Source organism: Sphingopyxis sp. CCNWLW2 (assembly GCF_037095755.1).
GTDB lineage: Bacteria > Pseudomonadota > Alphaproteobacteria > Sphingomonadales > Sphingomonadaceae > Sphingopyxis.
This window is the reverse complement of the sequence record NZ_JBAWKJ010000003.1, coordinates 564175-589554: the sequence shown is the minus strand read 5'-3', so window position 1 is coordinate 589554 and position 25380 is coordinate 564175. Positions and strand designations below refer to the sequence as shown.

Annotated in this window: 27 protein-coding genes; 19 read left to right on the top strand and 8 right to left on the bottom strand. The window is 66.7% G+C overall.

Translation table 11 applies throughout. The features are described 5' to 3' along the window. Positions 1–14: 14 nt before the first annotated feature. The 5 genes from V8J55_RS20205 to V8J55_RS20185 all read left to right on the top strand — a co-directional run bounded on the left by V8J55_RS20205 (position 15) and on the right by V8J55_RS20185 (position 4431). Positions 15–1307, top strand: a complete 1293-nt coding sequence (locus tag V8J55_RS20205) for a DUF3089 domain-containing protein (RefSeq protein ID WP_336447368.1) — start codon at positions 15–17, stop codon at positions 1305–1307. A gap of 113 nt (positions 1308–1420) precedes the next feature. Next, the gene (ruvX, locus tag V8J55_RS20200; RefSeq protein ID WP_336447367.1) at positions 1421–1882 is read left to right on the top strand and encodes a Holliday junction resolvase RuvX; all 462 of its coding nucleotides are present in this window, start codon (positions 1421–1423) and stop codon (positions 1880–1882) included. A gap of 8 nt (positions 1883–1890) precedes the next feature. Beyond that, entirely contained in the window at positions 1891–2208 is a 318-nt protein-coding gene (locus V8J55_RS20195) for a DUF1294 domain-containing protein (protein WP_336447366.1), read from the top strand. Positions 2209–2221: 13 nt separating this feature from the next. Next, entirely contained in the window at positions 2222–3217 is a 996-nt protein-coding gene (locus V8J55_RS20190) for an aspartate carbamoyltransferase catalytic subunit (protein WP_336447365.1), read from the top strand. Continuing rightward, positions 3208–4431 (top strand): dihydroorotase, encoded by a 1224-nt coding sequence (locus tag V8J55_RS20185; RefSeq protein WP_336447364.1) that lies wholly within the window; start codon positions 3208–3210, stop codon positions 4429–4431. Before V8J55_RS20190 ends, V8J55_RS20185 begins: the two co-directional genes overlap by 10 nt. Positions 4432–4613: 182 nt before the next feature. Here the strand turns inward: V8J55_RS20185 and V8J55_RS20180 are convergent, their stop codons facing one another. The 4 genes from V8J55_RS20180 to V8J55_RS20165 form a co-directional block, all read right to left on the bottom strand. Further along, entirely contained in the window at positions 4614–5534 is a 921-nt protein-coding gene (locus tag V8J55_RS20180; RefSeq protein WP_336447363.1) for a transferrin-binding protein-like solute binding protein, read from the bottom strand. 201 nt (positions 5535–5735) lie between these two features. Then, on the bottom strand, positions 5736–7127 hold the full coding sequence (locus tag V8J55_RS20175) for an SPOR domain-containing protein (protein ID WP_336447362.1): 1392 nt from the start codon (positions 7125–7127) through the stop codon (positions 5736–5738). A 22-nt stretch (positions 7128–7149) separates the two neighbouring features. Then, the gene (locus tag V8J55_RS20170; RefSeq protein WP_336447361.1) at positions 7150–7845 is read right to left on the bottom strand and encodes a hypothetical protein; all 696 of its coding nucleotides are present in this window, start codon (positions 7843–7845) and stop codon (positions 7150–7152) included. A 17-nt stretch (positions 7846–7862) separates the two neighbouring features. Further along, positions 7863–8585, bottom strand: a complete 723-nt coding sequence (locus V8J55_RS20165) for a ParA family protein (RefSeq protein WP_037518907.1) — start codon at positions 8583–8585, stop codon at positions 7863–7865. Between the two features lie 258 nt (positions 8586–8843). Between V8J55_RS20165 and V8J55_RS20160 the strand changes: the two genes are divergently transcribed. Both V8J55_RS20160 and V8J55_RS20155 read left to right on the top strand, forming a co-directional pair. After that, positions 8844–10112: an SPOR domain-containing protein gene (locus V8J55_RS20160; protein ID WP_336447360.1), complete on the top strand. Its 1269-nt coding sequence runs from the start codon at positions 8844–8846 to the stop codon at positions 10110–10112. A gap of 66 nt (positions 10113–10178) precedes the next feature. Further along, positions 10179–11012, top strand: coding sequence for a phosphate/phosphite/phosphonate ABC transporter substrate-binding protein (locus tag V8J55_RS20155; protein ID WP_336447359.1), 834 nt, complete (start codon positions 10179–10181; stop codon positions 11010–11012). A gap of 22 nt (positions 11013–11034) precedes the next feature. On the opposite strand, the gene bla is transcribed toward V8J55_RS20155, so the two are convergent. After that, a complete protein-coding gene (bla, locus tag V8J55_RS20150) occupies positions 11035–11949 on the bottom strand; it encodes a subclass B3 metallo-beta-lactamase (protein WP_336447358.1) in 915 nt (304 codons plus the stop codon). A gap of 93 nt (positions 11950–12042) precedes the next feature. Here bla and V8J55_RS20145 point away from each other — a divergent pair, with 93 nt between their 5' ends. Beyond that, entirely contained in the window at positions 12043–12918 is an 876-nt protein-coding gene (locus tag V8J55_RS20145) for a LysR family transcriptional regulator (protein WP_336447357.1), read from the top strand. A gap of 55 nt (positions 12919–12973) precedes the next feature. Further along, a complete protein-coding gene (locus V8J55_RS20140) occupies positions 12974–13180 on the top strand; it encodes a hypothetical protein (protein WP_336447356.1) in 207 nt (68 codons plus the stop codon). Between the two features lie 158 nt (positions 13181–13338). On the opposite strand, the gene V8J55_RS20135 is transcribed toward V8J55_RS20140, so the two are convergent. From V8J55_RS20135 to serB, 3 genes are read right to left on the bottom strand one after another with little or no spacing between them, the layout of a single operon-like run. Beyond that, the gene (locus V8J55_RS20135) at positions 13339–13689 is read right to left on the bottom strand and encodes a DUF2200 domain-containing protein (RefSeq protein ID WP_336447355.1); all 351 of its coding nucleotides are present in this window, start codon (positions 13687–13689) and stop codon (positions 13339–13341) included. Between the two features lie 13 nt (positions 13690–13702). Then, positions 13703–14344 carry a hypothetical protein gene (locus V8J55_RS20130; protein ID WP_336447354.1) on the bottom strand — a complete coding sequence of 214 codons (642 nt, stop codon included), beginning with the start codon at positions 14342–14344 and terminating at the stop codon, positions 13703–13705. Positions 14345–14347: 3 nt separating this feature from the next. Continuing rightward, on the bottom strand, positions 14348–15232 hold the full coding sequence (gene serB / locus V8J55_RS20125; RefSeq protein ID WP_336447353.1) for a phosphoserine phosphatase SerB: 885 nt from the start codon (positions 15230–15232) through the stop codon (positions 14348–14350). Here serB and miaA point away from each other — a divergent pair. The 10 genes from miaA to V8J55_RS20075 all read left to right on the top strand — a co-directional run bounded on the left by miaA (position 15231) and on the right by V8J55_RS20075 (position 25295). Next, on the top strand, positions 15231–16205 hold the full coding sequence (gene miaA / locus V8J55_RS20120; RefSeq protein ID WP_336447352.1) for a tRNA (adenosine(37)-N6)-dimethylallyltransferase MiaA: 975 nt from the start codon (positions 15231–15233) through the stop codon (positions 16203–16205). The genes serB and miaA overlap by 2 nt on opposite strands. A gap of 73 nt (positions 16206–16278) precedes the next feature. Further along, entirely contained in the window at positions 16279–18033 is a 1755-nt protein-coding gene (locus tag V8J55_RS20115; protein WP_336447351.1) for an acetolactate synthase 3 large subunit, read from the top strand. 5 nt (positions 18034–18038) lie between these two features. Beyond that, complete coding sequence (gene ilvN / locus V8J55_RS20110) at positions 18039–18557, top strand: acetolactate synthase small subunit (RefSeq protein ID WP_037518885.1); 519 nt, start codon at positions 18039–18041, stop codon at positions 18555–18557. A 94-nt stretch (positions 18558–18651) separates the two neighbouring features. Then, entirely contained in the window at positions 18652–19692 is a 1041-nt protein-coding gene (gene ilvC, locus V8J55_RS20105; protein ID WP_037518881.1) for a ketol-acid reductoisomerase, read from the top strand. A 90-nt stretch (positions 19693–19782) separates the two neighbouring features. Next, positions 19783–20400: a DUF6151 family protein gene (locus V8J55_RS20100; RefSeq protein ID WP_336447350.1), complete on the top strand. Its 618-nt coding sequence runs from the start codon at positions 19783–19785 to the stop codon at positions 20398–20400. Between the two features lie 14 nt (positions 20401–20414). Continuing rightward, the gene (locus V8J55_RS20095; RefSeq protein WP_336447349.1) at positions 20415–21551 is read left to right on the top strand and encodes an 8-amino-7-oxononanoate synthase; all 1137 of its coding nucleotides are present in this window, start codon (positions 20415–20417) and stop codon (positions 21549–21551) included. Next, complete coding sequence (bioD, locus tag V8J55_RS20090) at positions 21548–22156, top strand: dethiobiotin synthase (protein WP_336447348.1); 609 nt, start codon at positions 21548–21550, stop codon at positions 22154–22156. The genes V8J55_RS20095 and bioD overlap by 4 nt, the downstream gene beginning before the upstream one ends. Before the next feature lie 106 nt (positions 22157–22262). Next, positions 22263–23510, top strand: a complete 1248-nt coding sequence (locus V8J55_RS20085) for an adenosylmethionine--8-amino-7-oxononanoate transaminase (protein ID WP_336447347.1) — start codon at positions 22263–22265, stop codon at positions 23508–23510. Positions 23511–23763: 253 nt separating this feature from the next. Further along, a complete protein-coding gene (locus V8J55_RS20080) occupies positions 23764–24594 on the top strand; it encodes a 23S rRNA (adenine(2030)-N(6))-methyltransferase RlmJ (RefSeq protein ID WP_336447346.1) in 831 nt (276 codons plus the stop codon). Between the two features lie 284 nt (positions 24595–24878). Next, positions 24879–25295: a hypothetical protein gene (locus V8J55_RS20075; protein WP_336447345.1), complete on the top strand. Its 417-nt coding sequence runs from the start codon at positions 24879–24881 to the stop codon at positions 25293–25295. Positions 25296–25380: the final 85 nt, after the last annotated feature.

Genomic DNA, 25380 nt, shown 5'->3' with positions numbered 1-25380 from the left:
CATGGAGCGCCCATTTGGCCCGCAAATTCCTCTACATTATCGCTGCCATCATCCTGCTGATCGTCGCCGCCGGGGTCGTGTACCAGCTCTTCCCGGGCTGGATCGCACGCACCGCCTTCGTCCCCAGCACCGAATTCAAGCCGCAAGCGGCCGTCGCCCCGAACGCCTATGACGATCCCAAAATGTGGTTCGCGCGCCCCGGCATGGAAAACGACCCGTCGGCATGGCGCCCCGCCGCCGACGGCAGCGAAACCCCCGGGACCGAGCTTCCGGGAGAAAAAGCCGCCGCACCGCTGATCCCGCCCGCAAAGGCGGCCGAGGCGGCAATCGAAGCCCCCTTCGCCAAGGGCGACGCCGCGATCTTCTTCATCCACCCGACAAGCTATTACAGCCGCTCGAGCTGGAACGCCCCGCTCGAGGACCGCGATTCGGATCACCGCGCCAACCTCTTCGTGCAGGGCATGGCGAGCGCCTTTGCCGACGCGGGCGAAATCTGGGCGCCGCGTTACCGCCAGGCGACGCTCGGCGCCTTCCTCGCAGAGGACCGCGTCACCGCCGGCAAGGCGATCGATTCGGCCTATCGCGACGTCGAGGAGGCGTTCGACGCCTTCCTCGCCGCGCAGCCGAAAAACAAGCCGATCATCCTCGCGGGCCACAGCCAGGGCGCGCTGCACCTCACCACTTTACTCCGCACGAAAATCGCCGGCACCCCGCTCGCGAAGCGCATCGTCGCGGCATACGTCATCGGCTGGCCGGTCAGCCTCGACACCGACATCGCCGGTCTCGGCCTGCCCGCGTGCCAGACCCCCGAACAAAAGGGCTGCATCATCGGCTGGGCGAGTTTCGCCGAGCCCGCCGATCCCGCGATGGTCACCGGCGCCTATGACGGCACGATCGGTTTCGACGGCCGCCCGCGCGCCGAAACGCGAATGCTCTGCACCAATCCGCTCACCGGGATCCCCGATACCGAGGCGCCGCCCGAGGCGAATATCGGCACGCTCAAGCCCACCGAGGGTTTCAAGTCGGGGTCGCTGATCGCGGGCAAGATCGGCGCGAAATGCGACGACGCGCGCGGTTTCCTGATGATCGGCGATGCCGATATCGCGAAGAATTATGTCGTCGCGGGCTATGTGCTCCCCGGCAACAATTACCACGTCTACGACATCACCCTCTTCTGGGCGAACGTCCGCGCCGACGCCCTCCGCCGCCTCGCGACCTATCAGGGCAAGCCCTCGCCGGTGCCGCCGGCCGCGGCGCCGACCCCCGCTCCGGCCGCGCCTGCTCCCACTCCTGCTCCCAAATCCTGAACCGTCGTTGCGAGGAGCGACGCGGCGCGGCAATCCAGAGGCGGCATAAACCCGCACCGGATTGCTTCGCTCCGCTCGCAATGACGAGATTTTGGAATTAGAGGCCTGTCGACATGATCACCACCGCCGCCCCCGACTTCGCCGCCCTTTTCCCAAACGGCGGCCGCCTCATGGGCCTCGACGTCGGCACGAAAACCATCGGCGTCGCCTTCTGCGATGTGAACTGGAGCTTCGCGACCCCCGACAAGACGATCATCCGCAAGAAATTCTCAGTCGACCTCGAAGCGCTGAAAGCCCTGATCGCAGAGCATGATATCATCGGTCTCGTCGTCGGCCTGCCGCTCAACATGGACGGCACCGACAGCCCGCGCACGCAAAGCACCCGCGCGTTCGCGCGCAACCTTGCCCCGCTCGACCTCCCCCTCCTTCTCTGGGACGAACGCTGGTCGACCGCCGCAGTCGAGCGCGCGATGATCGCCGCCGACGTCAGCCGCGCCAAACGCGCCGAACGCGTCGACAGCGCCGCCGCCGCTTTCATCCTGCAAGGCGCGATCGACGCCCTGATCCGCCAATAGAGACCCGCATGACGCCCTACCTCTTCCTCTGGCTGCTTGCCGCCAATATCGTCGCCTTCACCCTGATGGTCGTGGACAAGCGGCGCGCCGAAGCGCGCGCGCGGCGCATCCCCGAACACACGCTCCTGCGCTGGGCCTTTTTCGGCGGCGGCTTCGGCACCTTCGCCGCATCGCGCATCATCCGCCACAAGACGCGCAAGCAACCCTTCGCGACGTGGATGATGGTCTGGCTCTGGCTCCAGATCGTCCTGCTCGTCCTCTGGATGCTCGGAATATTGGAGCCATGGCTCGCCTCCGCGCTTGCCTATTTGCGCGCTGCCACCTAAACGCTCGGCTTTAATGACAAGCGCAAAAACCCGACCCGCCAGCGACTATCCGCCCGGCGGCGATGCCTTTCGCCATCGCCACCTGATCGGCATCGCTCAGCTCACCCCGTGGGAGATTTCCTACGTCCTCGACGCCGCCGAGCAATGGGTCGACCTGAACCGCTCGGGCGCCGCCAAGCATGACGACCGGCTCGCGGGCCTCACGATCATCAACGCCTTTTTCGAAAATTCGACGCGCACGCTCCTTTCGTTCGAAATCGCGGGCAAGCGCCTCGGCGCCGACGTCGTCAACATGCACGCCGCGCAATCGAGCGTGAAAAAGGGCGAGACGCTGATCGACACCGCGATGACGCTGAACGCGATGCGCGCCGACGCGATGGTGATCCGTCACGGCAGCTCGGGCGCGGTGCAGCTCATCGCCGACAAGGTCGACTGCCCCGTGCTCAACGCGGGCGACGGCCGCCATGAACATCCGACGCAGGCGCTGCTCGACGCGCTCACCATCCGCCGCCGATTGGGCCGCGTCGAGGGGCTCACCATTGCCATATGTGGAGACGTCCTCCACAGCCGCGTCGCGCGCTCGAACATCCTCGCGCTGACCCTGCTCGGCAACGAAGTGCGCGTCGTCGCGCCGCCGACGCTCACCCCGCCGGCGATTGACCGCATGCATGTGACGACCTTCACCGACATGGACGAAGGCATCAAGGACGCCGACGTCGTGATGATGCTCCGCCTCCAGAACGAGCGCATGGACGGCGCCTACCTCCCCAGCGCGCGCGAATATCACGCGCTCTACGGCCTCACCGAGAAACGCCTCGAGAAAGCGAAATCCGATGCGATCGTGATGCACCCCGGCCCGATGAACCGGGGGGTCGAAATCGACAGCAATGTCGCCGACGATCCGGTGCGCTCGACGATCACCGAGCAGGTCGAAATGGGGGTCGCCGTGCGCATGGCGTGCCTCGACATCCTGACGCGCCGCAAGCGGGGAGTCGTCGGATGGAACTGAAGCCGCTCCATATCACGAACGCGCAGCTCATCGACGGCGACGCGCCGCGTCCGGGCAGCCTGCTAGTCGCGGACGGCCGCATCGCCGCGCTCGACCCGGCCGAGCTTCCCGAAGGCACCGAGACCGTCGACGCCAAGGGCCAGTGGCTCGCTCCCGGCATCATCGACCTCGGCGTCTTCGCGACCGACAAGCCCGCCTTCCACTTCGGCGGTATCACGCGCGCCGCGCTGATGCCCGACAACGGCCCGCTCGACGGCGCCGGGCTGGTCGAGCGCGCCGCCAAGGGCGGCAAGCCCGACCTCTGGGTCCACCCGCTCGCCGCCGCCACCAAAGGTCTCGCGGGCACGGAACTCGCCGAAATCGGCCTGATGAAACAGGCGGGCGCGCGCGCGATCGCCACCGGCCGCACGCGCATCGCCGACAGCGGCGTGATGCGCCGCGTCCTCGCTTACGCCGCCTCGCTCGGGCTCGTCACGATCATCCATGCCGAGGATGAGGGCCTCACCGCCGGCGCGGTCGCGACCGACGGCGAGATGGCGACGCGCCTCGGCCTCGCTTCCGCCCCCGCCGTCGCCGAGGCGATCGCGATCGCGCGCGACCTCGCACTCGTCGAGGAAACCGGCGCCCCCGTCCATTTCCGCCAGGTCACGACCGCACGCGGGCTCGACCTGATCCGCGCCGCCAAGGCGAAGGGTTTGCCTGTCCTCTGCGGCATCACCCCCGCACATCTGCTGCTCTCCGACACAGCGATCGGCGATTTCCGCACCTTTGCGCGCCTGTCGCCGCCGCTCCGGTCGGAGGACGACCGCCACGCGTGCCTCGCCGCGATCGCCGACGGCACGATCGACATCCTCGCCTCGGGCCACGACCCGCGCGGCCCCGAGGACAAGCGCCTGCCCTTCGCCGAAGCCCAGCCCGGCATGGCGGGCGCCGAAACCCTGCTCGCGCTCGGCCTGAACCTCGTCCGCGACGGACATATCTCGCCGGGCCGCCTGTTTGAACTGCTCGCGGCCACCCCCGCCTGCCTGCTCGGCGTCGAAGCCGGGAGCCTCGCGGTGGGCAAGGAAGCCGACCTCATCCTCGTCGACGAAGGCACGCCCTGGCAGGTCGACGCCAAGAAGATGGCGGCCTGGGCCGGCAACACCCCCTTCGACGGCATGCCCGTACAGGGCCGCGCGACGATGATGTGGAAGGGCGGGTTGCGGATACGCTGAAGTCCGCGGCAACCAGCGGGCTTCAATCGGGCAATGCCCCTTGCGAGCCCCCCTCGGACCACCCCCGATGGATAACCGATTCGTCGTCGTCCAGCTCGCGCGGCTGCCTGCGCCGGGCAAGTAGACTATGAAAAGCGCCGGGCAGAACGGGCTCGGGCGAAAAGGATCACCGCCCGGAACGATCAGTTCTTCTTGCCAACCACGATGCCCGCGCCGGCGCCGCTTCCCCCCGTGTTGTCCCTGATCAGGAAGGTTCCACCGAGTTCGGCGGCGCCGGGGCCATAGAAATAGCCCGCGACACTGCTACCATAAGGGCGGCTGAACTCGGTCGAGGCGTTGAACTGGTTGCCGATGGCGATCGACCCGGTCATCGTGTGCGACCCTAGGCTTTTCATGCCACCGGTGACGACATTCTGGCCGACCGGATCCATCGAAAAGGCGATCGTGCCCGCCCCGAAATTGGCGGAGAAGCTGCTCGGACCCGAAACCGAATAGACGCCGGTCGCGTCGGCGTACTGGCCGTCGATCCGTGTGCGATAATTGACCGATCCGGTCCGCGGCATGTCGCTCGCCGCAGTCTGGACGCCATAGGTGAAAAAGGCGGTCGCAACATCGACCGTCGCGCCATTGTCGGTGATCGTCTGCAACGCGCCATAGCTGGTATAGGTGAGCGCCAGCTCGGTGTTGGCCGGACCGGGATTGAATAACGCCAGATTTTCCTGCCGGTTGCCGCTGACTTTCTCATAGGCGGTGATGACCGCGCCGCTCGACCCGGCGTCCCGGTTGGCCGGACCAAAGGTCGACGACGGATAGGTCGTGCCAGCCAGCAGATAGGTTTTGTTCACCGCGTCATAGCGGATTTGCGCGCCCAGATTTTCGCGCGGATCGCGCACCGTCGCACCGCCGGTCGCCCGCGAAACATTGTAGCGGATGATCGCCGCGCGGCCGATGAAATCCTCGCTATACTGCAAGTTCACGAGCGAACTGTTGGCGTTTGCGCTCGGTGGCGGCGAAGTCGAATTGACGCCGCCACCCCCGCCGCCACCGCAAGCGGACAACAGGGCGCAGCTCAGACTGATAGCGGCAAAGCGTTGGTAATGCATGGAATCCCCCTGAGAATTCCAACCTTCTTGCCATCCACCACCGCATCGTCAAGACGAATACAGAAAATAACGAAGATAATGACGCGGATATATTCGATGAATATTGAATAGGTGCCGACGCAACGGCAAATCGCGACGACCCCAAACAAAAGAGGCGCGGCCTCGCGGCCACGCCCCTCCCCCTTATCCGGGTAAAGTCTTTTAGCGCGAAGCGAGCCGCATCGCGTCGGCCTTCGACGCCCACTGGATCGCCTCGCCGCCGCCCATCGCACGGATGAAGCAGGTCTGGCCCTGCGCCTTCAGCTGATTGCACAGGCTCGTCGCGTCAGCGCGCGTCGCGAGACCGTTCACCGTCAGGCGATAGAAATTGCGGCCGTTCACCGTCGCGGCATGGCTCGACGCGGGGAAATTCGCCAGCGCGCCATTGCGCTTTTTCAGGCTGCCCCATTTTTCCTTGGCGATACCCAGGCTGTCATAGGCGCCAAGCTGCACCGCCCAGCCGGTCGGCTTTTTCGCGTCGAAACCCATCGCCTTCGGGATCAGCACCGTCGCAAGCTCGATCGCCTGCTGCTGTGCGGGACGAACACGCCCCTCACCCGCTACACGCGGTGCGGCGCGATAGGGCGCGGCGTCGGCGAGGATCACCTCGCCCGCGGGTTTCGGCTGCGGTAATTCGGTCACCGGCACGACGCCGTCGGCGGTGCGCGTGGGCATCGGCAGTTCGACGCTGCGGATCGCGCTGCTCGCGTCGGCAAGGACGGGCGGCGGCGGCGCATAGTCGGCGACCGGCGCCGGATCGGCGCTCGCGAGCTGGGTTGCCGGCTCGGCCGCGGCCATTTGTGGGGCGCCGAAATTGCTCAGCGCGAGCTGGACCGGCATGCCGGCATCTTGCCGCGCCTTCGTCCCGATCAGGCTCGCGACGCGCATCTGCGCATCGGGCTGTTCGGCCAGCTTCGACCATTCGGCCATCCGCCCTTCGAGCTTGGCGATCGACAGATCCTGCGAAGCGAGAATGCGCGCCTGTGCCCAGCGGCCCGACAGCGCGAACGCCAGCGCCAGATTCTGCCGCGTCCGCGCGTCGGCGCCTTCGGCCCGCGCCGCTTCGCTCAGCACATAGATTGCGCCTTCATTGTCCCCGGCGAGCGCCAGCGCCAGCCCGAGATCCGACGCCGGCACCGTCCCGCGATGCTGGGTCAGCAGCGTAACGGCATCGGCATTCTTGCCCTGTGCGATTTGCGCGAGCGCCAGGGAAAGCACCGTATTGCCGTCGCTCGCGCCAAGTTCGATCGCCTCGGTCAGCGCCGCGGTCGCCGATGCAAAGCGCCCGTCGTTCAGATACGCCTGTCCCAGCAACGCGCGATAATTTGCATCGCGCGGGCTGCCCGCAACCGCGGCTTCGGCCAGGCCGACCGCCTTGCTGGCTTTCCCGGCTTCGAGCGCGACGCGCGCATCGCTCGCCGACTTGGCGGCGATCGCGGGCTTGCCGGCGGCGCGCGACGGCGCATCGGCCATCTTGCCCATGCCGCTGCATCCGGTGGCCACGCTCAGGACAAAACCTGAAACGGCCAGGTTCATCAGCATCTTGCGGTTCATAACGGGTCCCCCATTTTTCTCTTCAGCGCGCCACGCGGCGCGCCGGGCGTGCGGCCGGCAGGCGGCTCGCCATCGCGTCGATTTCGGGCAGCGAAGACAGATATTCGTCGAGCAGGTCGGTCAGGATCACCTGCGACGACCGGTTCGTCACCGCGCTCGCGAGGCGCAGGCGCAGATGGCGCTCGGCATCGAGGCGCAGCGTGAACGCCGCCTTTTCGCGAGCACGAAGCGCGCGCGGCGCCTTTTCCTTCTTCGGTGCCGGTGCCGGGCGTGCTTCGACCTTGCGTGCCACGGCGGCGACGCGCTCGATCAGCGATTCCTGCTGGCGGACGATTTCGGGCACTTCGGGCGCTTCGGCCTCATACTGGTCGACGCCGTAATCGTCGACCGGAGCGGCAAAATCACCGGTATATTCAGCCGAAAATTCCTGCGTCAGTTCGTGACCCACGCTGTCGTCGACCGCATGTTCGGCCTCGACATTATGCGCCAGCACCGATCCGGTGAGCAGCGGCTTCAGATCGACCAGGCGCGCGGGTTCGGCCGACTGGTCGGGATCGACATCATATCCCATGTCGTTCCAGCCCAGGTCGTCATAACCGCCGCTGTTCATCGTTGCGGGGCCGCTACCGAGCGGCTGGCGGCGCATGGCGGGACGCGCTCCACCCTTGCGGGCAAGCAGGCCGGCGCTCAGCGATGCGAGAGGTTTTGGTTCGCCCATGATTCCCGTACTCCCCGTCACTGGCCAGCGATGCGGCGGCCAAAGCCACCACCCATCGGGCGAACCGCGCCATAATTGCCCTGTGTGGGCAGCGGCGCGGCAAATACGGTCCTGCGGAAATTCTTTTCGAGGCGGTCGTTCATATAAGTCCACAGCTGGCGGATCTCGTCGGCCGAGCGTCCGTTGGGATCGACTTCCATCACCGTGCGGCCGTCGATCATCGACGCGGCATAATCGGTGCGGTGGTGCAGCGTGATCGGCGCGACGGTGCCGTGCTGCGACAGCGCGACCGCGGCTTCGCTGGTGATCTTGGCCTTCGGCGTCGCACCGTTGACGACGAACACCAGCGGCTTGCCGGCGCGTTCGCAAAGGTCGACGGTGGCGCCGACGGCGCGCAGGTCGTGCGGGCTTGGGCGGGTCGGAACGACGATCAGTTCAGCGACCGAAATCACGCTCTGGATCGCCATGGTGATCGCCGGCGGTGTATCGATGACCGCCAGTTTAAAGCCCTGCTGGCGCAGGATTTCGAGGTCGGAGGCCAGCCGGGCGACCGTGGTCTGGGCGAACGCCGGAAGGTCGGTTTCGCGCTCGTTCCACCAGTCGGCGAGCGAGCCCTGCGGATCGATGTCGATCAGAACGACGGGGCCGGCGCCCGCAAGCTGCGCCTGCACCGCGAGGTGCCCCGACAGCGTGGTCTTTCCCGACCCGCCTTTCTGTGAAGCCAATGCCAATACGCGCACTGCGTTACCCCCTCGGAAAATCCTAAATTCGGCGAAGGGATGCCATGCGGGGCGCTAAAATTGGGTTAACGATGATAAAAAGAGGGTGAACGACTTCCTCGCGAATATGGTAAACGAACCCCTAAGGCGGACTTGTGCCAGAACGGATCAAGTTCGGCGCGGCGCACTTTGTCGCTAACGCCGTGTTAGCCAATTGCCGTTATAAAGCCCCCGGGGACTGCAGCCGGCCTTATGCGGCGCAAGTCATTGGAGAATAAGATGCGTTCTTTCCGCACCGTCCTTTCGCTGGCTTTGCCGTTGCTCGCGGCATCGATGCTGGCGGCGCCCGCCCATGCCGACGTCAAGGATGGCGTCGATGCCTGGCAGGCGGGAAATTATGCGGCCGCGGTCGCCGAATGGCGTCCGCTCGCGCTTGCCGGCGACGCCGATGCGCAGTTCAACCTCGGCCAGGCGTATAAACTCGGCCGCGGCGTTCCCGCCGACCTCGTGCAGGCGGAGGCATGGTATCGCCGCGCCGCCAAGCAAGGACATTTGCAGGCGGAAGATAATCTCGGTCTCGTGCTCTTCACCGCGAACCGCCGGCAAGAGGCGATGCCCTTCATCCTCAATTCGGCCGCGCGCGGCGAACCGCGCGCGCAATATGTTCTGGGCACCGCGCACTTCAACGGCGACCTCGCGGCAGAGGACTGGCCGCGCGCCTATGCGCTGACCAAGCGCGCGAGCGACGCCGGGCTCAGCATCGCTTCGGCGCGCCTTGCGCAGCTCGACAATCTGATCCCGCTCGACCAGCGCCAGCGCGGCCTCGCGCTGCTCCCCGAAATCGAACGCGGCGAACAGCAGGCCCGCCTCGCGGCGGTCAACGCCGCGGCGCCGCCCGCGCCCAAACCCGTGCCGGCCGCCTCGCCCGTCAAGGTCGCGAGCCTGCCCGCCTCGACCCCCGGCACCCGCTATACGCCGCCCCCAGTGATCGACACGCCGCCCGCCAAGCCCGCACCGCAGCCTAAGCCCGAACCCGTCCGCAGCGTCGCTGTGGCCTCGTCCCCCGTGGCGAGTGCCGCCGCAGCCGCGGCCGCCGAAGCGACCGCCAACGCCGTCGCCGCCACCGGCCAGCCGGGCACAAGCTATGCCGCGCCGCCCGAAAGCGGAAAGCTGCCGCCGAAGGCCGAGCCCGCAAAGCCCGCGCCCAAGCCCGCCGAACCCAAACCCGCGCCGGTCAAGCCCGCACCCGTCAAGGCCGCCCCCGTCGCCACCGCCACCGCCGCGCCGGCGCCGGTGCGCGTCCACAACGGCACCGCCAGCCCCTGGCGCGCCCAGCTCGGCGCCTTCGGGGTCGAGGCAAACGCCCGGAGCCTCTGGGCCGCGCTCGAAAAGAAGAATCCCGCTTTCGCCGGGCGCACACCCTATCTGGTCAAGAGCGGCAAGCTCACCCGTCTCCAGGCCGGCGGCTTCGCGAACAAGGGCGAAGCCGAAAGCTTCTGCGCAAGCGTGCGCAAGAGCGGTCAGGCCTGTCTGGTGCTGGATCGCTAGTCGCGCCGACATGTCGTTCGTCGGAGAATCCTTTGCTTCGGCTACCGTCGCGTCCATCGCGCGGTCATGCTTCTGACCCTTCTCGCGGCGTGGGCGTCGCCGGTTGAAACACCACCGGCGCTGCGCATCGGCACCTATCATTATCCGCGTTACGATCGGTCGGTTGCGCTGGCGCCGCTTGCCGCACTCGTCGAACGCGCGTCGGGGCGGCCGACCGAGGTCCGCTTGCTCGATACGCCCGAAGCGCTGGCGAAGGCGCTCTGCCGCGGCGAGATCGATATTGCGATGACCAATCTCGGCGCATTCGTCGAGGCTCGCTCCTGCCCCGATGTCCGGCCGATCGCCGTCCTTTCCACGCCTCCGGCCGTGCTCGATCGCTATCGGGGCGTCCTGCTGGTGCGCCGCGACAGCGGCCTCGCATCGCTCGACGCCGTCGGCGCGCGCGCCGGCGACTTGCGCTACACCGAAGTGCTGCCGGGCTCGACGTCCGGCGCACTGGTTCAGGCGGCCGCGCTGCGAAGCACCGGTCGCGCCCCGGCTTTTGCGACGCGGCGCCATGCGGGCACCCACGAAGCCGCCCTGACAGAGCTGCTTGCCGGCCGCACCGACGTCGCGGCGCTCGCCGAAGGCCCCTGGCGCCAGCTGCAGGCCGACGATCCCGCCGCCGCCGCTACCCTTCGCCAGATCTGGCGATCCGATCCGCTCCCGCCGGGGCCGCTGGTCTGTCGCGATCAGGCATCGGTGCCCTGCGCCGCCGTGCACCGCGCCCTCCTCAACGATGGCGGCGAAGTAGCGATCGCCCTGTCGAAAGGATGGAGCGAAACCGAGGGCGCCGTGCGTTTCGGTGCCTATGACCCGGCCCGCTATGATCCGTTCCAGGCGGAGCCGCCGCTTCCCTGACAGAGTCGCGGCCGAAGGAGGGTCAGTCTCCGGCCCTTTCCTTCGCGAGCCGCGCAGCCAACGCTTTTCGCGATCGGTCGGCATAGGCGCGGCACGCACCGGGGGTTTCGCTGTACCGCCCACTCCCCGCATTATCGGGGTGCGCGGAAATCAGGATGTCGCATGCGAGCGCGTCCATCTTGCGATGACTCGCTTCGAACGCCTTCACGATCGGCGCGCTCGACGGCGCAGTATAACGATAGTCATCGGCCGACACCGGATTGAGGCTCGACGCAAAAACGATGGCCTTGCACGTCTGCTTCTCGCACGCCTGCCAGCTCCAGCTCATGCTCCCCATCGTGTGCCCAGGCGTCGCCACCGCCGTGATCGCCGTCTTGCCCAGCTTCAGCACCTCGCCGTCGCCGATCACGCGCAGCCGCGTCACGGCGGGCCAGCTGCCGCCGTAAGCGAGCTGCGGGTCGTCCACCGCATGTTTGCCCGTGCGCAGCCCTTCGGCGCCGCGCGCGCTCGCGACCACCGTCGCGCCGGTGTCGCGCGCCAGCGCGGCGATCCCGCCGGCATGGTCGAAATGTGGTTCAGTGCTCAGAATAAATTTGATGTCTTTGGGGTCAAACCCCAGCGCGCGGACATTGGCGAGGATCGCGGGCGCCGCCTGCGGCAGCGCGCCGTCGACCAGCACCAACCCGTCGCCGGTATCGATCAGCGCGACGCTCAGCCCGCCAAACCCGACCAGATAGCTCGTCCCGAAAATCTTCTCAGGTTTGGCAGGCTCGAGCCATTCGGCCGCACGCGAAGCCGCAATCGGCCGCGTCAACGGGTCGTCGGCGTCCGGCGCGACCGCGCCCGCCACCGTCTGCGCCTTCGCCTCCTGGACGAGCGGCAGCGGCACATGGCTCACGCCCGCCAGCCAGGCGGCAATTGTCATCATCGCGATCATATCCGTCTCCTTCCCCGCCGGGATGCCGCGCCGCGCCGCCGCCCACAAAGCATGATTTCTCGACAAAGCCATGAGAATAATTGATGACAGGCCATGGATCGCGCCCAACTCCCCTTGAACGCCCTCCGCGCCTTTGAGGCCGCGGCGCGCCACCTCAATTTCACCCGCGCCGCGATCGAGCTCTGCGTCAGCCAGGGCGCGGTCAGCCATCAGGTCGCGCAGCTCGAACGCCGCCTCGGCACGCGCCTCTTCCACCGTCTGCCGCGCGGACTCGCGCTCACCGACGAGGGCCATGCGCTCGTCCCCGTCGTCGCCGATGCCTTCGACCGCGTCGCCGCGACGCTCGATCAATATGCGGGCGGCCGCTTCCGCGAGGCGCTCAAGGTCGGCGTCGTCGGCACCTTTGCGACCGGCTGGCTGCTCCCGCGCCTCGACGCCTTCGCGCGCCTGCACCCCGCGATCGACCTCCGCATCTCGACGAACAACAACCGCGTCGACCTCGCGGGCGAGGCGCTCGACTATGCGATCCGCTTCGGCGACGGCGCGTGGCACGGCACCCATGCCGAACCTTTGCTCGCCGCGCCGATGGCGCCGGTCTGTGCCCCCGCGATCGCCGCGCGCCTCAAGACCCCTGCCGACCTGATCCACGAGCGGCTGCTGCGCTCGTACCGCGCCGACGAATGGGCGCTCTGGTTCGCCGCCGCGGGCGTCCCCGTCCCCGTGCTGCGCGGCCCCGTCTTCGACAGCTCGGCCTTGATGGCGACCGCCGCCGCGGCGGGTCAGGGCGTCGCGCTCGCGCCGCCTTCGATGTTCACCCGCGAACTCGCCGCCGAACTGCTCGTCCAGCCCTTCGGGGTCACGATCGACGCCGGCCGCTACTGGCTCACCCGCCTGATGTCGCGCCCCGAAAGCGACGCGATGCTGCGCTTCCGCAGCTGGCTGGCCGATGAAATCGCCGCGACCGCATAACCATCCCGCTTTTACGCACTGGACAGAATCACCGCCCCGCCGCTACCCGGCCGCCATGGGTATCACCGCAACAATAATGAACACCGCCACCGGCCAGCCGATCCAGAAAATGACCTTCGGCCGCATGCCGAAACCCTGGGCCAGCTTCAACCTCGCAACCGGCGAACTCGTCACCGCCGAACGCATCGACGTGGGCAAACCCGAGCCCGGCAAATTCGCCGCGACGGTCCATGTGTGGGTCAAGATCAAGGCGAAGGACTGACGCCAATCCTGTCGGGTCGCGGTAGCTTCCAACCGCCCGCACCGACACAAGTTTCCGCACCAGTGTTGACGACGTAAACATCGATCGCATTTGAACGACAGAAATGTTGACATTGTTAATATTGACAGGAGAAACCGCGATCACGTCATCGTTCGTGATCAGCTCCGCAAGATCTTCTCCATCTTCTTGCCCCGGGCGAGTTCGTCGATCAGCTTGTCGAGATAGCGGATCTCCTTCATCAGCGGATCCTCGATATTCTCGACCCGGATGCCGCAGATCACCCCGGTGATCAGTTCGCGCGCCGGGTTCAGCTTCGGCGCTCGCGCAAAGAAATCCTCGAAGTTCGTCCCCTTCGCCAGCTCCCCCTCGAGCGCCGCCTGGCTGTAACCGGTCAGCCAACGGAAAATCTCGTCAACCTCCGCCTTCGTGCGCCCCTTCTTCTCCGCCTTGGCGATATAATGCGGATAAACGCTCGCGACGCTGATCGAATAGATGCGGTGTTTGGTCATATACCTGTCCGATTCAGTCCGAGGGTGCCGGGCGGACGAAACCCGCCGGCGGCTTGCACGGCGCGAGTTTGGCCAACGCCAGTGTCCTCGCTTCGGCGAAGACTTCCGCAATCAATGCGGCATCCGGATAGTCAACCGAACCCGTGCCCAGTTCCTCCCCCTTCTCCGTTACCCGCATCACGGAAAAGCGACCGCCCTTCAGTAAGCGCTCCAGCCACTCGGTCCGGAACGACAGCCCCGGCCCGCCCGATTGGGCAATCCTGAAATCGTAATTGCCGCGCTGATCGGGGTTCAGCGAATAGGGATAGGATGCCCACGCCCCGTCGGCGAGCCGCCACCTGACGGTTTCGCGGGTTCTGTCCTCCGGCGGACGCTGCGGCCGGGTCTGGACGGAAAAACTGTGCGGTGTCAGTGAACCCGCCGCATCGGCTACATAAGCGGCGGACAACTCCAGTGTGCCATCTTTGCTCAGGGCACGGAAATGGATGTAGTCCGCGAAGGGCTTCGCTTCGCCGACCTGTTTGAGCGAAACCGAAACGCCCAGATTCCCGCGCGTCAGCCGACTGCCCGCGCATAGCTCCTGAACAGAAGCGGGCGCGGCCTGTGTCGCCAGCGTAAGGCTGATCAACCAGTTCGCGACAAACCCTCCCGACATATATCAGCCCAGCACCCAGCTCCGCCGCGGATAGCCCTGCGCCCACAGCAAAGCCGTCAAATCATGATGCCGGATCACCGCCGCCGCCGCCTCGCCCGCCGCGGGGTGCGGATAATAGCCGACCCCCAGCCCCGCCGAGGTGATCATCGGAATGTCGTTCGCGCCGTCGCCGACCGCCAGCGTCTCGGCGAGCGGCAGGCCGTGCTTCGCCGCCTCGGCCTTCAGCGTCTCCAGTTTCGTTTTGCTGTCGACGATCGGCTCGCGCACCTTGCCGGTCAGCTTGCCGTCGGCAATCTCCAGCTCGTTCGCGACGACCTTGTCGAACCCGATCGCCTCGCCCACCGGTCCGGCAAAGGCGGTGAAGCCGCCCGAAATCAGGATCGAGTGCGCGCCATGCGCCTTCATCGTCTGCACCAGGGTGCGCGCACCGCGCGTCAGCCGCACGCGCTCCATCCGGCAATCGACGAGCGTCGTCTCGGGCATCCCCGCGAGCAACCCGACGCGCTCCTCCAGCGCGGCACGAAAATCGAGTTCGCCGCGCATCGCGCGCTCGGTGATCGCCGCGATCTGCGGCTTCAGCCCGGCATAATCGGCGAGTTCGTCGATGCATTCGACGGTGATCATCGTTGAATCCATATCGGCGATGATCAGCTTCTTCGTCCGGTCGCCCAGCGGCTGCACGACGATGTCGAGCGAGCCATGATCCATCAGCGCCAGTTCCTTGCGCGCGCTCACCAGGCTGCCGTGGAATACGATGTCGGCCGCGTCATGCTCGTCGATCCAGTGCGGGGCACCGACATCGTGCCCCGTCGCGGCGAGCCGGTCGATCCCCTCGCGAACCACCTCGTCGGTCAGCTTTCCTGCTGCTATCAGCGTCGCGACGAACATGGCATCTCCTTCTTTCTCGACCGCCAGTGCGCGGCTGCCCGTGGCACTTATCGCCGGACCCACCGCCAGCGGCAAGAGCGCTTTGGCGGTCGCGCTCGCAAAATCTCTTTGCGGGACAGGCCGGGACGCGATCGTCGTCAACGCCGACGCGAGCCAGGTCTATGCCGACCTCCGCATCCTCTCGGCGCGGCCGACCGACGAAGAGATGGACGGCATACCCCACCGCCTCTTCGGCCATATCGACGCCGCCGACGCGCACAACGCCGTACGCTGGGCGGACGAGGCGCGCGGCGTGATCGCGGAGGCGCACGCCACGGGGCGAATTCCCATCCTCGTCGGCGGCACCGGCCTGCACATGCGCACCCTGCTCCACGGCATCGCGCCGGTGCCCGAGATCGACCCCGATATTCGCGAGGCGGTCCGCGCGCTCCCCGTCGCCGACGCCCACGTCGCACTCGCCGAAGCCGATCCCGACGCCGCCGCGCGCCTCAACCCCGCCGACACCACCCGCGTTGCCCGCGCGCTCGAAGTCGTGCGCTCGACCGGCCGCACCCTCGCCGACTGGCAGCGGGCGATTGCGGGCGGCATCGAGGGCGAGATCGCGCTCGCCCCGCTGGTCCTCCTGCCCCCGCGCGACTGGCTGCGCGACCGCTGCGACTTACGCCTCGTCCAGATGTTCGAACGCGGCGCGGTCGAAGAGGCCGAAGCCCTGCTCGCGCGCGGTCTCGACCCCGATCTCCCCGCGATGCGCGCGATCGGCGTCCCCCAGATCGCAAGCCACCTCCACGGCGACATCACCCGCGCCGAAGCGCTCGACCTGACGCAAGCCGCAACGCGCCAATATGCAAAGCGCCAATATACGTGGTTCCGCAACCAGCCCCCCGCCGACTGGCTGCGCCACGTCGAGTCATTAAACATCGATTCCATCAGGGAATTAGCAATAATATTACGTGATAAGCTGTTGACAAGATAGAATCATACACCTATTGCCCGCACCCTGTTGCAGCGCACAAGCGCTGCCTTTTTGTATTGGAAGGAGTTTCGTCGTGACGGAAATGAGTGGTGCCGACATGGTGGTTCAGGCGCTGGTCGACCTCGGGGTCGATACAGTGTTCGGCTATCCGGGCGGCGCGGTCCTTCCCATCTATGACGCGCTCTACAAACACCCGACGATCAAGCACATCCTCGTCCGCCACGAACAGGCGGCAACGCACGCGGCAGAGGGCTATGCACGCTCGACCGGCAAGCCCGGCGTCGTGCTCGTCACCTCGGGCCCCGGCGCGACCAACGCCGTCACCGGCATCACCGACGCGCTGCTCGATTCGATCCCGATGGTCGTGCTCACCGGGCAGGTTCCGACGACCTTGATCGGCACCGACGCCTTTCAGGAATGCGACACGGTCGGCATCACGCGCCACTGCACCAAGCATAATTATCTCGTGATGGACCCCGACCGCCTCGGCCCGATCATGCACGAGGCGTTTCATATCGCGACGCATGGCCGCCCCGGTCCGGTGGTGATCGACATCCCGAAGAATGTGCAGGTCGCGACCGGCACCTATTCGGTGCCCGAGTTCATCCAGCACAACAGCTATCGCCCGCAGGTCGAACCCGACGCCGACGCGATCGCGCAGGCGATCGACATGATCGCCGCGGCCGAGCGCCCCGTCTTCTACACCGGCGGCGGCGTCATCAACGCCGGCCCCGATGCCAGCGCGGCGCTGCGCCAGCTCGTCGCGCTCACCGGCGCACCGATCACCTCGACCCTCATGGGCCTCGGCGCCTTCCCGTCGGACGACGAGAAATGGCTCGGCATGCTCGGCATGCACGGCACCTATGAAGCGAATATGGCGATGAACCGCGCCGACCTGATCATCGCGGTCGGCGCGCGCTTCGACGACCGTGTGACGGGCCGCCTCGACGCCTTCTCGCCCGAATCGAAGAAGATCCACATCGATATCGACCGCAGCTCGATCAACAAGATCGTCCCCGTCGACCTCGCCGTCGTCGGCGACGCCGGCCGCGCGCTCGATGCGCTGATCGCGGCGTGGGCCGACAAGGGCCACAAGGCGCGCGACCTTGGCGAATGGTGGCGCCGCGTCGACGGCTGGCGCGCGACGCGCTGCCTCGACTACCCCGAAAAGAAGGAAGCGGGCGCCGAAATCATGCCGCAGCGCGCGGTGAAGGCACTGTTCGACGCGACGCGCGGCCGCGACCCGATCATCACGACCGAAGTCGGGCAGCACCAGATGTGGGCGGCGCAGCATTTCGGCTTCTCGGCCCCCAATCGCTGGCTCACCTCGGGCGGGCTCGGCACGATGGGCTATGGCTTTCCCGCCGCGGTCGGCGCGCAGATCGCGCACCCGAACCGCCTCGTCATCTGCATCGCGGGCGAAGCCAGCTTGCAGATGAACATCCAGGAAATGGGCACGGTCGCGCAGTACCGCCTGCCGGTGAAGATCTTCATCCTCAACAATGAATGGATGGGGATGGTCCGCCAGTGGCAGGAACTCACCTATGAAAGCCGCTATTCGAACAGCTATTCGGACAGCCTGCCCGATTTCGTGAAGCTCGCCGACGCCTATGGCTGGACGGGCCTGCGCATCGACAATCTCGGTCAGCTCGAGGACGGCATCAAGACGATGATCGAGACCCCGGGTCCGGTGATCGTCGACTGCCGCGTCGCGCAGCTCGCCAACTGCTTCCCGATGATCCCGTCGGGCGCAGCGCATACCGACATGATCCTCCAGCCGAGCGACGTCACCGGCACGATGGACGACGAAGCCAAGGCACTGGTGTAACTCATATGAAAATCAAAACCGAAGCCGGCGAGCGCCATGTGCTCGCCATCACCGTCGATAACGAAGCCGGGGTGCTCGCCAAGATCACCGGGCTGTTCACCGCGCGCGGCTATAATATCGAAAGCCTGACGGTGGCCGATATTACCGCCGACCACGCGCTGTCGCGCATCACCATCGTCACCTCGGGCCCGCCGCCGATCATCGACCAGATCATCGCGCAGCTCGACCGGCTCGTCCCCGTGCACAAGGTCATCGACCTCAACGACGCGGGCGAGGCACATGTCGAACGCGAAATCGCGCTCGTGAAGGTCGCGGGCACCGGCGACAAGCGCATCGAGGCGCTGCGCATGGCCGACGTGTTCCGCGCCAAGGTCGTCGACACGACGCTCACCAGCTTCATCTTCGAAATCACCGGGACGAGCGACAAGGTCGACCGCTTCATCGCGCTGATGCGCGAATGCGGGCTGGTCGAGGTCGGCCGCACCGGCGTCGTCGCCATCGCCCGCGGGTCGGAGGCGCTCTAAAACACTGTTAACATCGGGCTCCGGCGCAGGCCGGCGCCCACTCTCCACATCACATCACCCCCTCGCGGGGCCACAGGACTAGAAGGGTTTTCCAATGCAGGTTTATTACGATCGCGACGCCGACCAGGATCTGATCAAGGGCAAGAAGGTCGCCGTCGTCGGCTACGGCAGCCAGGGTCACGCCCACGCGCAGAACATGCGCGACAGCGGCGTCAAGGAGGTCGCGATCGCGCTCCGCCCCGGTTCGGCAACCGCCAAAAAGGCCGAAGCCGCGGGCTTCAAGGTGCTTTCGAACAAGGAAGCCGCCGAATGGGCCGACGTGATCATGATCGCCGCCCCCGACGAGCATCAGGCAAAGATCTACGCCGACGACATCGGCCCGAACATGAAGCCCGGCGCCGCGCTCGCCTTTGCGCACGGCCTCAACATCCACTTCGGCCTGATCGACGCGCGCCCCGACATCGACGTCTTCATGGTCGCGCCGAAGGGCCCCGGCCACACGGTTCGCAGCGAATATCAGAAGGGCGGCGGCGTCCCCTGCCTGATCGCGGTCGCGCAGGAAGCACAGGGCGCGGGCGCGTCGGGCAACGGCTTCGCCAAGGCGCTCGCCCTCAGCTACGCGAGTGCTGTCGGCGGCGGCCGCAGCGGCATCATCGAGACGACGTTCAAGGAAGAGTGCGAAACCGATCTCTTCGGTGAACAGGCGGTGCTTTGCGGCGGCATCACCCACCTGATCCAGGCGGGTTTCGAAACGCTCGTCGAGGCGGGCTACGCCCCCGAAATGGCCTATTTCGAGTGCCTCCATGAAACCAAGCTGATCGTCGACCTCCTCTATGAAGGCGGCATCGCGAACATGCGCTACTCGATCTCGAACACCGCCGAATATGGCGACATCAAGACCGGCCCGCGCATCATCACCGACGAAACGAAGAAGGAAATGAAGCGCGTCCTCGCCGACATCCAGTCGGGCCGCTTCGTCAAGGACTTCGTGCTCGACAACCAGGCCGGCCAGCCCGAACTGAAGGCGAGCCGCAAGGCGGCCGCCGCGCATCAGCTCGAAAAGACCGGCGCTGAACTCCGCGCGATGATGCCGTGGATCGCCAAGAACCAGCTCGTCGACAAGTCGAAGAACTGACGGCCCCAACAGGCCGTCACCCCGGACTTGATCCGGGGTCCAGCCTGCAAAGGCCTTCCCCAGTCGCGGGCGAGGAGCTAGGGCCGGATCATGGCATCCGATCTCTCCTTCGCCTGCGACTGCGGAACCGTTACCGGAACGATGCGCGTCACGTCCGGCGAGGGCGATCATGTCGTCTGCCACTGCACCGACTGTCAGAATCTCACGCACCATCTCGGCTACGCCGAACGCCTGCTCGATGCGCACGGCGGCACCACGCTCTACCAGACGCGCTGCGCGCGCATGCGGCTCGACACCGGCCGCGAGCAGCTCGCCTGCCTCCACCTGACCGACGCGCCGACGCTGCGCTGGTACGCCGCCTGCTGCCGCACGCCGCTGTTCAACACATTCAAGAACGGCAAGCTCCCCTTCATCACGGTTCTGACCGCCGCCTGCGATCCGGCAAGACGCGCAGAAGTGTTCGGCCCGCCGCGCGGCCATCTCTTCACGCAGGACGCCGTAGGCGACGCCAGCCAGCTGCCCAAAATGGGCACGCCGACGCTGATGCGGCGCTTTTTCGTCCGCGCGATCAAGGACATCGTCTCCGGCGACCGGCGGCGGTCGGCGCTCTTCGACGCAAAAACCCTCGAACCGATCGCAACCCCGCACCGGCTGACCGGCGAAGAACGGGCGGCGCTCAATCGCAACCGGGCCGGTCCAACGCCCTAAGCTGAAAAGAAACCATGGCGAACTCTCCCTTCACCGCCCACCACGCCGATCTCGCGGCGCTCGCGCACGACAGCCGCCGCCGCACCCTCGCGCCGCGCGCCGGCCGCGATTTCGCGTCGAACGACTATCTCGGCCTCGCCGATAGCGAAGCGCTCCGCGACGCGCTCGCCGCGGGCATCGAGCGCGGCCTTCCCGCGGGCTCAGGCGGCTCGCGCCTGCTCCGCGGCAACCACGCCGAGCATGAGGCGCTCGAAGCGCACGCCGCGCGCCATTACGGCAGCGAAGCCGCGCTCTTCTTCCCGACCGGCTTCGCCGCCAATGCCGCGCTGTTCGCGGCGCTCCCCCAGCGCGGCGACCTCGTCGTCCACGACGAGCTGATCCACGCGAGCGCGCACGACGGCATGAAGCTCGGCCGCGCCGGCCACGTCGCCGCGACACACAACGACGCACAATCCTTCGACGACATCATTACCCGCTGGCGCGCCGGCGGCGGCGCGGGCACGCCGTGGATCGCGGTCGAAAGCCTCTACAGCATGGACGGCGACCGCGCCCCGCTCGCCGATCTCGCCGCGGTCGCCGACCGCCACGACGCGGTGCTCGTCGTCGACGAAGCCCACGCAACCGGCGTGTTCGGCCCCGGCGGCACCGGCCTCGCGCACGGCCTGCCGCGCCGCGACAACCTCGTCACCCTCCACACTTGCGGCAAGGCGCTCGGCGCCGAGGGGGCCTTGCTCTGCGCCCCTGCGGTCGCATGCGACTTCATCGTCAACCGCGGCCGCCCCTTCATCTTCTCGACCGCGCCCTCGCCCTTGATGGCGTGGCTCGTCCGCCAGGCGATCGAGATCGTCGCGAACGAACCCGAGCGGCAGGCGCGCCTCCACGCCCTCGTCCGCCACGCCGCCGAGCGCCTCGTGCCGCTCGGCATCCCCGCCAGCGGCACCCAGATCCTGCCCGTCATCATCGGCGACAACGACCGCACGATGCGCATCGCGGGCAATCTGCGCGACGCCGGTTTCGACATCCGCGGCATCCGCCCGCCCACCGTGGCACAGGGAACCGCCCGCCTCCGCATCGCCATCACGCTCAATGTTGACGAAGCTAACATCGACGCGATGGCCGACGCTCTTGCCTCGGCGATGGCCGCTGCATGACGCGCTTCGTCGTCACGGGCACCGACACCGGCATCGGAAAAACCATCTTTTCCGCCGCTTTGGCGCAGGCGACCGGCGCGCCCTACTGGAAACCGATCCAGTCGGGGCTCGAAGAGGAAACCGACAGCGAAGCCGTCGCGCGCCTCGCCGGCGTGCCCGTCCGCCCCGAAGCCTACCGCCTTATCACCCCCGCCTCGCCGCATCTTGCCGCCGAAATTGACGGCGTTAACATCGACGTCGAAACGCTCACCCCGCCCCCGGGCAATCTCATCGTCGAAGGCGCTGGCGGCGCGCTCGTCCCGGTCACGCGCACCACGCTCTACGCCGACCTCTTCGCGCGCTGGCAGATCCCGGTAATCGTCTGCGCGCGCACCGCGCTCGGCACGATCAACCACAGCCTGCTCACGATCGAGGCTTTGCGCGTGCGCAGCGTGCCGATCCACGGCCTCGCCTTCCTTGGCGACGCCGTGGAGGACAGCGAAGCGATCATTTCGGAAATCAGCGGCATCCGCCGCCTGGGCCGCCTGCCGATCATCAACCCACTAACCAGCGAAGCACTGGCTGCAGCGTTCAGCGCAAACTTCGACATCGCCGACTTCCTCTAATTTTCGTCACCCCCGCGAAGGCGGGGGTCCCGCTTTTTCTTTGCATCGTTCGCGACTAAGCGGGATTCCCGCCTTCGCGGGAATGACGAAAGAGAATGGTTCCCATATGACCTCCCCCGTCTGGCACCCCTTCACCCAGCACGGCCTCGGCGACCCCATCCCGCTGATTTCGCACGCCAAAGACGCCCAACTCTACGCCGCCGACGGCCAAAGCTGGATCGACGCCATCTCCTCATGGTGGGTCACCACCCACGGCCACGCGCACCCGCACATCATGGCCGCGATCCGCGCCCAGAGTGAACAGCTCGACCAGCTCATCTTCGCGGGCTGGACGCACGAGCCCGCCGAAAGTCTCGCCGCCGAGCTGATCCGCATCACCCCCGATCCGCTTACGCGCGTCTTCTTCTCGGACTCGGGCTCGACCAGCGTCGAGGTCGCGCTCAAAATGGCGCTCGGCTACTGGTTCAACATCGGCGAGCCGCGCAGCCGCATCCTCGTGCTCGAGCATAGCTATCATGGCGACACGATCGGCACGATGTCGGTCGGCGAGCGCGGCGTCTACAACCGCGCCTGGCAGCCATTACTCTTCGACGTCGACACCATCCCCTTCCCGCACGAAGGCCGCGAACAGGCCACGCTCGACGCACTCGAAGCCGCCTGCGCCCAAAAGCCCGCCGCCTTCATCGTCGAACCGCTCATCCTCGGCGCCGGCGGCATGCTCATCTATCCCGCATGGGTGCTTGCCGAAATGCGCGCGATCTGCGCGCGCCACGGCGTGCTCTTCATTGCCGACGAGGTGATGACCGGCTGGGGCCGCACCGGCACGCGCTTCGCCTGCGATCAGGCGGGCGTGATCCCCGACATCGTCTGCCTGTCGAAGGGCCTGACCGGCGGCGCGCTGCCGCTCGCGGTCACCCTCTGCATCGAACCGATCTTCGAAGCCCATTTCTCGACCGACCGCGCCAAGACCTTCTATCATTCGTCGAGCTACACCGCGAACCCGATCGCCTGCGCCGCCGCGAACGCCAACCTCGAAATCTGGCGCGACGAGCCCGTCCAGCAACGCATCGACGCCCTCGCCGACGCGCAGGCCGCACATCTCTCGCTCCTCAGCCACGACCCGCGCGCCCAAAACCCCCGCCGCCTCGGCACCATCGCCGCGCTCGACATCGTCGTCCCCGACGCGGGCTATCTCTCGAACCTCGCCCCGCGCCTGATCGCTTTCTATCGCGACCACGGCGTCCTCCTCCGCCCGCTCGGCAACACGCTCTACGTCATGCCGCCCTATTGCATCACCGCCGACGAACTGGCGCAGGTTTGGGGTGCGATCAGCGCCTCGCTCGGCACCATATAGGGCAGTGGCGGGAAACGACCGATCCAAGTCATTCGACATTGGGCGGGTGCAGGTCCGCTACCGACAGACGCGGACGTCGAAGCGCCGCAGTCAAAGCCAATCGCATCCGGCTCCTTGAGGCATTGTGCAGAATGCTTTGAAGGTTTCCGCCCGACGCTATACGGGCACCGGATTGGTTGCTTCCATCGCCTCGCGCCCGGCTTCCGCGCCCAGCCGTTGGTATAGAGGCAGATCGCCAGGATACTGAATTACAATGAATTATCGCCATAGCTTTCATGCTGGAAACAGCGCCGACGTCGTAAAGCACAGCCTGCTGATCGCCCTCGTGCGGGCGTTGCAGCTCAAAGAGAGCGCGCTCACCCTGATCGATACCCACGCCGGCTGCGGCCTGTACGACCTTGGCGGCGATGAGGCGCAACGCACCGGCGAGGCTACACAGGGCGTAGTGCGCGCCTTTGCCGACACGAACCCGTTGCTGGACGACTATCGCGCCGCCGTGCAGGCGGTAAATGCCGGGGAAGAGCCGCGCCTCTACCCCGGATCGCCGCGATTTCTGGCGCAGCTTCTGCGTCCGCAGGATTTTCTGATCCTGAACGAGAAACATCTCGAAGACGTCTATGCCCTGCGCGGCGCGATGCGCGACACATCCGCCGCCGTGCATGAGCGCGACGCTTACGAGTTTTGGCTGGCGATGCTGCCGCCCCGCACCGCGCGCGGCGTGGTGGTCGTCGACCCTCCGTACGAGCAGACCGACGAACGCGCATGCATCACCGCCACCCTCGCCGCGGCTACCCGCAAATGGGCGCATGGCGTGACGGTGGTCTGGTATCCGCTGAAAGACCGCGCCACGCATGTGCGGTGGAAGGCGCAGCTACGAAAGCTCGGCATCCCGAAGTTTCTGGTGGTGGAGCATTGGTTGTACGATAGCGATCAGCCCGACATCTATAACGGCGCGGGCCTTTTTATCGTCAACCCGCCCTACGCCTTCACGCAGGCGCTGCCGCCTCTGCTGGAAGCCCTGCGCGCCGCGCTGGCGCCGGAGGGGCATAGGGGCAAGATCACAACCGATTGGTTGGGCGATTAAGATAAACCCTCATTTTCCCCTTCTCCCAAAGGAGGAATTGCCGCGCTTCAGCTTGCAACCAAATTCAGCGTTGCAAAGGCCCACCCGCTGCGACGAACTAGCGGAACGGGGTCTGGTTTTCCATTTTCCAGTCACCATCTGAGTAACATCGGCCCCGCGCCGGGCCGCCGCATTCCCGTTCCCGCCGAAAGCGCAATGGGTTACGCCGGACGAGTTCGGCTTAGGTTCATCTCCGCACGGCAATCTGCGCCGCGGGGACATGGGGTCTGGGAACGCGATCGATAATGAAGAAAACAGCCGGCCTCCTCCTCCTCCCCCTCTTCGCGGCGCTCGCCTTCGCCGCGCCCGCACTGGCGCAGAACGACAGCTCGCTCGCCCAGTCGAGCGAGCCGCCGCAGCGCACCTCGGTCCTCTACACCTATGGCGACGAGCCCTGCCCCGAACCCAAAGGCGACGAGATCATCGTGTGCGCGCAGCAGCCCGAAGCCGAACGCTACCGCGTACCCAAGGAATTGCGCGAGGAACTGAAGGAAGATGCTCCCGCCGGCGGCGGCAGCTGGGCCTCGGCCGTCGACGGCTATACCAATGGCGCCGCGGCAGCGAGCCGCCCGAACAGCTGCTCGCCCGTCGGCAGCTACGGCTTCACCGGCTGCGCCGCCGCGGCGATGCGCGAATGGTTCGAGGCGCGCCGCGCGCCCTAGGGTCAGGACCTAACCCTCCGCTCGTCGCATATACCCCGGTCAGGGTATGACACCCGCGACGGATCGATGATACTCGCCGCGGATC

Excerpts from the sequence above, each read along its gene's own strand:
- ruvX (WP_336447367.1), top strand. The coding sequence starts at position 1,421 with ATGATCACCACCGCCGCCCCCGACTTCGCCGCCCTTTTCCCAAACGGC.
- V8J55_RS20195 (WP_336447366.1), top strand. The coding sequence starts at position 1,891 with ATGACGCCCTACCTCTTCCTCTGGCTGCTTGCCGCCAATATCGTCGCC.
- V8J55_RS20190 (WP_336447365.1), top strand. The coding sequence starts at position 2,222 with ATGACAAGCGCAAAAACCCGACCCGCCAGCGACTATCCGCCCGGCGGC.
- V8J55_RS20185 (WP_336447364.1), top strand. The coding sequence starts at position 3,208 with ATGGAACTGAAGCCGCTCCATATCACGAACGCGCAGCTCATCGACGGC.
- V8J55_RS20180 (WP_336447363.1), bottom strand. The coding sequence starts at position 5,534 with ATGCATTACCAACGCTTTGCCGCTATCAGTCTGAGCTGCGCCCTGTTG.
- V8J55_RS20175 (WP_336447362.1), bottom strand. The coding sequence starts at position 7,127 with ATGAACCGCAAGATGCTGATGAACCTGGCCGTTTCAGGTTTTGTCCTG.
- V8J55_RS20170 (WP_336447361.1), bottom strand. The coding sequence starts at position 7,845 with ATGGGCGAACCAAAACCTCTCGCATCGCTGAGCGCCGGCCTGCTTGCC.
- V8J55_RS20160 (WP_336447360.1), top strand. The coding sequence starts at position 8,844 with ATGCGTTCTTTCCGCACCGTCCTTTCGCTGGCTTTGCCGTTGCTCGCG.
- V8J55_RS20155 (WP_336447359.1), top strand. The coding sequence starts at position 10,179 with ATGCTTCTGACCCTTCTCGCGGCGTGGGCGTCGCCGGTTGAAACACCA.
- bla (WP_336447358.1), bottom strand. The coding sequence starts at position 11,949 with ATGATCGCGATGATGACAATTGCCGCCTGGCTGGCGGGCGTGAGCCAT.
- V8J55_RS20145 (WP_336447357.1), top strand. The coding sequence starts at position 12,043 with ATGGATCGCGCCCAACTCCCCTTGAACGCCCTCCGCGCCTTTGAGGCC.
- V8J55_RS20140 (WP_336447356.1), top strand. The coding sequence starts at position 12,974 with ATGGGTATCACCGCAACAATAATGAACACCGCCACCGGCCAGCCGATC.
- V8J55_RS20135 (WP_336447355.1), bottom strand. The coding sequence starts at position 13,689 with ATGACCAAACACCGCATCTATTCGATCAGCGTCGCGAGCGTTTATCCG.
- V8J55_RS20130 (WP_336447354.1), bottom strand. The coding sequence starts at position 14,344 with ATGTCGGGAGGGTTTGTCGCGAACTGGTTGATCAGCCTTACGCTGGCG.
- miaA (WP_336447352.1), top strand. The coding sequence starts at position 15,231 with ATGGCATCTCCTTCTTTCTCGACCGCCAGTGCGCGGCTGCCCGTGGCA.
- serB (WP_336447353.1), bottom strand. The coding sequence starts at position 15,232 with ATGTTCGTCGCGACGCTGATAGCAGCAGGAAAGCTGACCGACGAGGTG.
- ilvN (WP_037518885.1), top strand. The coding sequence starts at position 18,039 with ATGAAAATCAAAACCGAAGCCGGCGAGCGCCATGTGCTCGCCATCACC.
- ilvC (WP_037518881.1), top strand. The coding sequence starts at position 18,652 with ATGCAGGTTTATTACGATCGCGACGCCGACCAGGATCTGATCAAGGGC.
- V8J55_RS20100 (WP_336447350.1), top strand. The coding sequence starts at position 19,783 with ATGGCATCCGATCTCTCCTTCGCCTGCGACTGCGGAACCGTTACCGGA.
- V8J55_RS20095 (WP_336447349.1), top strand. The coding sequence starts at position 20,415 with ATGGCGAACTCTCCCTTCACCGCCCACCACGCCGATCTCGCGGCGCTC.
- bioD (WP_336447348.1), top strand. The coding sequence starts at position 21,548 with ATGACGCGCTTCGTCGTCACGGGCACCGACACCGGCATCGGAAAAACC.
- V8J55_RS20085 (WP_336447347.1), top strand. The coding sequence starts at position 22,263 with ATGACCTCCCCCGTCTGGCACCCCTTCACCCAGCACGGCCTCGGCGAC.
- V8J55_RS20080 (WP_336447346.1), top strand. The coding sequence starts at position 23,764 with ATGAATTATCGCCATAGCTTTCATGCTGGAAACAGCGCCGACGTCGTA.
- V8J55_RS20075 (WP_336447345.1), top strand. The coding sequence starts at position 24,879 with ATGAAGAAAACAGCCGGCCTCCTCCTCCTCCCCCTCTTCGCGGCGCTC.